The organism is Candidatus Obscuribacterales bacterium (genome assembly GCA_036703605.1).
Lineage (GTDB): Bacteria > Cyanobacteriota > Cyanobacteriia > RECH01 > RECH01 > RECH01.
Window position 1 is genome coordinate 1 of sequence record DATNRH010000718.1, and the last position, 2,149, is coordinate 2,149.

Annotated in this window: 1 protein-coding gene; it reads right to left on the reverse strand. The window is 49.2% G+C overall.

What is annotated here, in order from left to right:
• Nucleotides 1-629 precede the first annotated feature (629 nt).
• Nucleotides 630-1,451, reverse strand: coding sequence for a tetratricopeptide repeat protein (locus V6D20_15095; GenBank protein ID HEY9817106.1), 822 nt, complete (start codon nt 1,449-1,451; stop codon nt 630-632).
• Nucleotides 1,452-2,149: the final 698 nt, after the last annotated feature.

The following is a 2,149-nucleotide window of genomic DNA, read 5'->3' on the forward strand; positions in this document are numbered from 1 at the left end:
AGGCCGGTGATTCATTAGAGGTATTTCTAGACCATTTCCCTAGTGTCAGTCGAGAACAGGCGATCGCCGCCCTGGAACTAGCAAAAGAAATGTTGACAGCCTATGCGAATCCTGCTTGATGAGTGTGCCCCACGCCCGTTAAAGCGTGAGCTTGCCGATTACGAGGTATGCACAGTTGTTGAGATGGGATAGTCAGGGAGAAAGAACGGTGAATTGCTGAAGCTTATGAGTCAGGAGGGCTTCACAATTCTCCTGACTACAGATCAAAATTTGCGTTATCAGCAGAATTTACAGCAGGCTGGAGTGGCTGTTGTTGTTCTTGTAGCATCCAGCAACAAACTTTCTGACTTACTTCCTCTAAGGCCAGCTACCCGTAGTATTTTGAATACAGTTGCTCCAGGAGAAGTGGTTGACGTTGGAGTTTCCTGAATGTCGTGTCGGCGAAAGCAGCATAACAACCCGCTTGCACTCGATGGTTGGAGTTTATCTACTGTGGTGGTGCTTTGAGACTTTTTGATCCTTAAGGTACTTAGGGGATAGTCGTGAACAGCGATCGCTCTCCCAGGTCACAGAAAAGCGATCGCTCAGTTACAAGGCTGGAGACGGTGCTAGCCGTCGCTAACGAGGAACTAGGACTGCAAAGGTGATAGTAGATCATCAAGCCATACTTCAACTTGAACCCGCAAGCGAATTGAGGTGGTGTTAAACGGTGGGATAGGCTGAGGCAAATAGGCGATCGCCTTGTTGTAGTCCGCCACCGCGCAGTTCCAGTCACCATTCAAGTGCTGAACCCGCCCCCGTTCTGCATAGACATGCCCCTGTAGGCAGCTACCCGGCTCCACTAGGTGCAGCGCTACATCGAAGTTTTCTAGCGCATGTTCATACATCCCCATATCGCGGAAGGTGATGCCTTGGTTGATCCAAGCGCGGATATTGGTTGGGTTGAGCTCAATGGATAAATCGTAGTCTAGGATGGCTTCCAGCACTTCTCCACGGGCAGCGTGGTAGTTGGCGCGATTGTTGTAAGCACTATCTAAATTAGGATTAAGAGACAGAGCGCGGTTGTAATCAGCGATCGCTCTGCTGGGTTGACCCATTTGAAAATATACTAACCCTCGGTTGTTGTAGTCCACAGCACTTAGAGGGTTGTGATCAAGTAAAATATCAAACGATGCAATGGCGGTTTCATATTGTCCATTCCGCGCCTCTGACAGGGCAAACTGGCGCAGAGCAGCGTTGTCTTGCTCATCTAGGGCAGGAAAGAGCTGCGGGGCAGTGCGTCGTAGCTTCGCCGCAGGATAGGACGAAGACTGGGCTGGCCGCCAACGACGATGAACTCGGTGGACTAATCGTAGTGGTGCGGTTCTAGACTGGGTGGCTGGAGAGACGGGCGATTGATCCACAAACGCTCCAACTTTGTCCCAGTGACCTCCAGAGAAATAAGCTTTCATCGTATCCTCACAGTGTGTACAACTCGACAGAGTCACGATCACGAGAAACCTGAATCTGATGACATGCACTTAGGTCAGCGTGCTTAGATGTTCACGGTAGGCTGCCGACGTAAGGAACACTTGCTTTTATCAATGTCAGGTACTCATCGGTTTGATACACACACCCTTATGTCACTTAATAATTTGTCTGAGGGAGAAATGTGAGGTTGAAACTACGGAACTATATTCAGCGCTAATTGGGCTAAAATTCATCCTGATCCTTCAAAGGACAGTTTTAGGATCTGGCCCATGGGTCTATACATTTGATCCCCTGTTGGTTTGAGGCATCAAATCTCGAATTTCATAGGTAAACCTTAGGCGTTGAGGCGTCTCCGTAAATTCTCTGAACTTTTTTAACGACTTGTGAATATGTGAAGTCTTGGTGAAGGATTTTGATGAAGTTTCATCGTAGCCTCATACTGGCAAAGGGTTGTAGGGGGGAGAGTTCTCTGCTTGCCGGGCAATCATGGGATGGATGAGACATTGCCGATCGCTCCCCAGATGCGAGTTGAAATCTGGGTGACCGCAGTAGGGCTTCTGCGTTTTGTAACGGTGCTAGGCCAAGCAACGGGCGATCGCTATAGAATGCTAAGGCAGTTGGGTCTGGTAGCCCCACTCTATGCCAGATGAGTATAAGACTCGATGGTAGCTCGGAGATC

Coding starts and splice junctions, on each gene's coding strand:
- V6D20_15095 (HEY9817106.1), bottom strand. CDS start 1,451: ATGAAAGCTTATTTCTCTGGAGGTCACTGGGACAAAGTTGGAGCGTTT.